General features: G+C 61.0%; 3 protein-coding genes. 2 read left to right on the top strand and 1 reads right to left on the bottom strand.

Annotation, left to right across the window (positions count from 1 at the left end; genetic code table 11):
- Both ACZ6O2_RS32850 and ACZ6O2_RS32845 read left to right on the top strand, forming a co-directional pair.
- Positions 1–659, top strand: a 659-nt coding sequence (locus tag ACZ6O2_RS32850; RefSeq protein ID WP_466025682.1) for a hypothetical protein, incomplete at its 5' end; no start/stop codon positions are given.
- A 479-nt stretch (positions 660–1,138) separates the two neighbouring features.
- A complete protein-coding gene (locus ACZ6O2_RS32845; protein WP_466025681.1) occupies positions 1,139–2,590 on the top strand; it encodes a PIN-like domain-containing protein in 1,452 nt (483 codons plus the stop codon).
- Positions 2,591–2,723: 133 nt separating this feature from the next.
- Here ACZ6O2_RS32845 and ACZ6O2_RS32840 read toward each other — a convergent pair whose 3' ends face one another.
- Complete coding sequence (locus ACZ6O2_RS32840; RefSeq protein WP_466025680.1) at positions 2,724–5,555, bottom strand: nSTAND1 domain-containing NTPase; 2,832 nt, start codon at positions 5,553–5,555, stop codon at positions 2,724–2,726.
- Between the last annotated feature and the right edge of the window lie 559 nt (positions 5,556–6,114).

The following is a 6,114-nucleotide window of genomic DNA, read 5'->3' as shown; positions in this document are numbered from 1 at the left end:
GTTCCGAGGCGATGGCGCGGCGCCTGGCGGAGTTGACCGCGCCGTCCGAGGCGATGGCGCGGCGCCTGGCGGAGTTGACCGCGCCGTCCGAGGCGATGATGCGGCGCCTGGCGGAGTTGACCGCGCCGTCCGAGGCGATGATGCGGCTTACTCGCTCGTTGCAAGCGATGGATGAGGCACAGCTGTACGAGAGCGCCGCCTTCTTCGCATCGGTTGATGCTGCGGGGATCCTGGGTGATCAAGCCGCTGACCTCTTGAAAAACCCGGGGGACTGGCTCGCCGGTACCGAAGAGGCAGCGGCCATGGGCGACAACTCGGCGCGGACAGCTCTCCTGACGGTCCGATATCTCCTGGGGTGCTTCGCGCTCCTGGCTCGCCGGCTCGATCCCTCGGCCAAGACCCTTGAGCGATTCGGTCCCCTCGTTGCCTTGTCCGTTCTCCTCATGGTGATTGCTGGGACCATCGGGGCGAACAACCCGAAGGCGCTAGAGAAGATCAACGACTATCTCAGTAGCCCTGCGGGACTCATCGGCATTTTCCTCGGAGCGACGGCGACTGCTGCGGGTCCCGTGCAGCGCAAGCGGAAGCCCAGCAAGCCGCTGAGGGGATCTAGTCGGCCAAGACGCAACGTGCTGAGGCGGCACGTTCGCCGGAAGTAAGAATCTCCTCGTCGGGCAGTCGCAGACCTTCCGGAGAGCCTGATAGCCCGTGTGGTGTCCGAGGAGGGGATCCAGGGCTGACCATTGAGCGGCCGGGGTTCGGGGCAGAGTCCCGAGGTCTCTTGAGGTTCTGGTCGTCCCTGGCATGGTCGGCCGGCCCGGCCGATGCCGGCGCTTGCGCCGCCAGCAGGCCGAGGCCGTGCCGACGCGGCCCGCTTGCGGGCCGCCTTGATCTAAAAGAGAGTGTTTCGGCAATAGCGGACGTTGGGCAGCTTTGGTCGGCATCTGACGCCCCGCGACGGCCCCGACCGCCCAGAGACGGCCCGAACTGACGCTTGGCGTTGAACTGCCACCGGCCAGCTTGGGGTCACCGCTGGTCCGCCTTCGACGGCCCAGACCTCGTCCCCGTTGACGCGCAAGAAGCCGGCTCCGGCTCTGACCTCTCGCATCATCTAGGCGGTGGCAGTAGATTCCCATTCGTGACTACCGACCAGCCCCCTAGCGTGTACAGCCGCGTCGGCCTCGCTGGCTGCTTCGAAGCCTGGTGGTCACCCGAGGTTGACCCTGCGTCATTCTTGAGGGAAGGGCTAATCGTGCTGGACGCGAACGCCCTTCTGCATCTATACAGGGTGACACCGAATGCCAGGAAACAAAGCCTTTCGGTCCTCAGGAGGCTGCAAGAGCGATTGTGGGTGCCGCATCAGGCAGCCTTGGAGTTCCATCGCATTCGCATTGACGTGGTAACGTCCCGGCAATCCCAATTCAGAGCAACGAGGCAACTCCTACGGGATGCAGCTTCGGATGCGCTCTCGGGATTGCAGGCGGCAGTTGGGAAGTTCGATTCGTTTCGCCATGCGATCATGACAGAAAGAGATTGGAATCCCGAAGCAGGGGGTCTAGACGGGGCTTCTCTTAAGCGTCGGCTGGAGGGCGTGATGGATCCAGCCCTCGCGGAGCTAGACGCGCTCGTAGCCGAGCATGACTTAGCTCCGGGCGATGTCATCGCCAACGATCCGGTTCTTGATGAGCTAGAGGAAATAACGCGCGGCAGAGTTGGTCCACCGTACGGCCAGGGCGAATTGAAGCAGCATATTACAGAAGCGATCGAGTTTAGGTACCCGAACCTAATGCCTCCTGGATATGCCGACGCCCCTCGTAAGGCGACCAACTACAGGGCAGCAGGCGACTACATCCTCTGGCGTCAGGTAATGGACTACGCATCCGCTCTCCCGAACGCGAAGCTCATCACGTTCGTCACAAATGAGGCGAAAGAGGACTGGTGGGCGATCGACAAGAAGGGGCGACCGGTCGGCCCTCGGCCCGAACTGAAACAGGAACTTCGCCAGGAGGCTGGGTGTCATTTGGCACTCTTGACCTTCTCCGATTTCCTCGACGCGGCATCCAAAGTCATGCCCGAGGACATTTCCGAGGATACGGTCCAGCGAGTCAGAACCTCTGAGGCCGAAATTCAAATGTCTGAGGTTCTGAAGTTCCTAAGGGGCGAATCTAGGGAGCATCCGAACGAAAAGGCCGATCTTCTTGAGCTTTCGCTCTTCGAGTTCGAGCAGCTGATCCGACTCTTACTCGACGCAATGGGATATGACGTAGACCCTGCGGAGATTCGGCCCGATCGAGGATTCGACATCATGGCTGCGAGCCGGCAATCGACTGTCGCTCGCCGCACGGTGGTGGAGGTTAAGCGTTATCACAGGGTAGTCGGATCGGAAGCTGTACGGGCATTTTATGCCAGCATGCTTCACGAAGGCGCCGACGACGGGCTCTTTTTCACGACCAGTTGGTTCGGGGCGAGTTCGCGGGAGTTTTCTCAAGGGAAACCCGTTGCGCTCATCGATGGTCCGACGCTCTTGGAGCTTCTCCGAGAACATCTCGACATCGACGCCACAGTCTCGGTGCAATTTCCCGGTAGTTGACTTTACTTTCGTTCGCGCGTCGATGAGCGCGTATTTGATGTTGGATCCATACCGACCGGAGTTCGGCACCGACCCAGCGGCCGACGGCTCGGCCCGCGGGCCGCCGTGACCCTTGCAAGGGCCAGCCGGTCATTCATTCTGGCCACAACGTCTCGGGTTGACTGTGCCCCTGTCCGCCCCATCCCGACCTAGGCCGCGGCACCCCACTTAGGGCCATTCCGGCTGCTCTGGCCCAGGCACGCATGTTTTTGCCGGCAGTTACCATGGTTGCTTCGCTCCAGTCGGGACGCATCTCCTTTTGGAGTGCGAGGCCAACCTCTGCAGAACTTGCGTTTGGATTCTCATCCAGCAGCTGAACAGCCCGCCTTAAACCTGGGACACCGAGCAATAGCTCATAAAGCACACGTTCCTGCACCCGCCCGTCTACGACAAGGTCATCGCGAGTCAGGTGAACAAACCCGTCACGCAACTCCTCTACGGCACCGACGACAACCAACTGTCGAATAGCTCGTCGCGATGCTTTTGAACCCTCCGGCTTGATTCGACCGCCGGGAGCACTCGCTATGGCGCGCAACATTTCGAGCGATGGGCCCGGCGTGTCGTGCGGGAAGCCTCCCTTTATTTGCCGGGCGTTGCGGCCTCCTAGTAATTGCCCTAGGCCGTCGGCACCTTCAGGCGCGGGCGTCCAGACTTGAGATTCCTGAACGGCCAAGCCGGCGTACTGGAACCAAAGCATAAAAGCGCGAGCATACGCTTGCCACGTCGCCTCCTTTACATCGACGGCGGGGAAGGCGGCAGGCAGTTCCCGAGCGAACACGGCAACCGTCACCCTGCCGACGCGCTCGGCTAGGACAAGAAATGTCGAATATGCGCGATGACGGCGGAGTGAGGCCGCCACCTGGCGGCGAAGTGCCCGTTCCCGGTCTGCGGTATTCCAAATGGAGTCGATAATTCGGACCTGGCTGGGCTCGAAGGCGGTGGCCCCCAGCAGCCTCAATTCTCTACTGAGGTTGAACAGCGCGTTTTCGCTAGTGCCAAGTCTCGCCGCAATTTCGGGGATACTCCCATCTCCGCCGTCCATCGCGACTTCATGAAGCAGTCGCGCAACAGATAAGGGCGTTTGCCGCAAGATATACGAATCCTCGACTGGAATGCGGCCTGTGTTTAGATAGTCGCGGAAGATGTCCCAATAAGTGTCCAGCTTCTCGCCAACTTGAACGACGAGCCGCCGATGCACCAGGGATTGGACCACATTTCCAGCAATTCTTTCTTCGACCTCACTGATCGCGATGGGCGCGTATCGAGCGATATGCCGCAGCGCTTCCTGCTCTGCAGGGCTAATTTCTGCCAAGTCGGCGTCGAAGAGGCTCTGCACGTTAAGGCCCTCGCTGGCTAGCCACTCCTGCGTCGCTCCACCGCTCAGTTCGGCTAGAAGGTGTCCTGCCAACTTTTTGAACAGCCAAGGAAGGCCCTGACTGTACTCGCGAAGGCGCTGGCGCAGATCCTTCGCCAAAGATTGACCGGCCGCAGCCTCAAGCCTACGCAGTAGCGTGTCTACTTCGGCGGCGCCGAGAGGAGAAATCGGCACGACAAGGGCGCCCGCGCGGATCTCGTCCCGCAAGCTGTAGGGGAAGCTTTCGATCCATCCAACGTGATCGGTTTTCCACGCAAATCCCACCAGCAACCGATCAGATAGCTCTCGCGCGGCTAGGGCTAGATCGCGGAATTCTCGCGTTAGCTCCTCGTCTCGGAAGACATTCTCAAATTGATCGAAAAACACGACGATGGGCGTAGGGGCAAACCAGTGAGCCTGCGCAAGAGTCCTCATTGCGCTCGCAAGGCTGCCCCAAGAGGCGTCAGCCTGAAGCCTGAGGACTCCCTTCGCCTCAGCTTCCGTCGCAGCACGCCGAAGGACGCTGGTCACATACCTTCGCGAACCGGCCGTTCGCGTATCTACGACAATCGCATAGCCGCCCTGGTCCTGTGCAAGTCGCTGCATGCGAAGCGCGAGGGAGCTTTTACCCCATCCGGACTTCGCGTTCAAGACCACGACACCGGGGCGCGACTTCAGAGCACCGCTAAGGGTGTTGACAATATTGCGCCGCCCCACGAAATACTTGGGCGCTGCGGGAAGTTGATACTCGAAGTCGGAGCGACTTCCGGCCACCGTGGCAATGAAGGGTGATTCTGAAGATGGCTGAGCACTAGGAGCTAAGGCTGTCGCCAGGTTTCGCGCATCGAATGCAGGTGCGCCCTGACTGAAAGGATGCGCTGAGACCAGCTCAAGTACTGCCGTAGGGACCGGAACCCCTGTCGACCAAACTAGCAGCCGTGTCGGGTTCCTGGACAATGGCTCAAGCTCCAAGCATGCGGAAAAGACACCATCATCTGTCACTACCACGGCTGGATCACTTGTAATCGCTCCAGCAATCGGGCAGTCGACAATCTCACCCCTCTCGCGTAGCGCCTTCGAAATCGATGCCGCCGTCAAAACCGTGAACGCCCGGTCGTGGCGGCTAATTAGCTCGCCCTTTTCTTTGCCCTGGCCGGTAAGTCGAGGAATCGCTACAAAAAAGCCATGCGTTCGGTCGTCGTCGTAGCGCCGAACCACAAGCTTGCTATGGAAGGTGCCGAGATGGGCTGCGGCAACCGGAGTGCTATATGCCTTGCATTCTGCTATCGCCGGTTGCTGTGTAAGCTGATGGGTCGCCGCCACATCGATCTCAATGCCGTCGGCGGTTTCATTCAGTTTTTCGGTAGTCGGCTGCCCATAACCGTAGAGGTGGAGTAGATGCGCCACGAAACGCTCGAAAAGGTGACCACGGGCGTTGCTCACGGCAGCAGGCGTAGAGCCACTGGCTAGGACGAGGATGATCGGATCAGGGACGGCAAGATGGCTCATTCGCCCTTGTCCATCAGTCTCGACGGTTCCGCCCTCGCCAACCTGATCATCGACACTCGTCACGCACGGCAACCTACCGGCAGCCGAGGGCTGACGCCAGCGTCATGCGCCGCGGCTATCGGGTGTGTCTCCCGAATGTAGTTCTCGAAGGTAGACCAGCCGCGAGGTTAGCCAGAACAGATGGCGACCGGGGGACGGATCACCAAAGGCAGTGGTAGCGAACCAGGCCACCACTCGTGTAGCCCAATGCTCCTATGGAGGTCAAGGGGTGACGGCTGCAGGGTGTGGTTGCCGCCACGGTCGCCTCCGCGGTGGCGGCGCATTCGTCCGGAGCTGGCGGGGATGGGTGCCGCACAGCAGAGGTGGGCCAGGGCCGCTTCTTAACGCAGCCGGGTCGGTGGCAGGCGGGATGGCCTACCGCAACCGCCCCGGACCGGCGGCTGCCGACAATCTTCAACCAATCTGGAGCCGGAGCGCCACCGCCGGAGGCACACTAACGGCAACCCCGCGGCCGCCGCCAGCTCGCCGGGTCACGTCCGCGCGGATGGTGTAAGAGACGGCCATCGCGGGATCCAGTCTGATGTTATGCGGCGATCGGGGTGGGGTCGGGCTGGTCGGTGTC

Source organism: Micromonospora sp. NPDC048040 (assembly GCF_055587185.1).
Note: the sequence above shows the minus strand (reverse complement) of the source record. Positions and strands in the feature narration are given on the sequence as shown.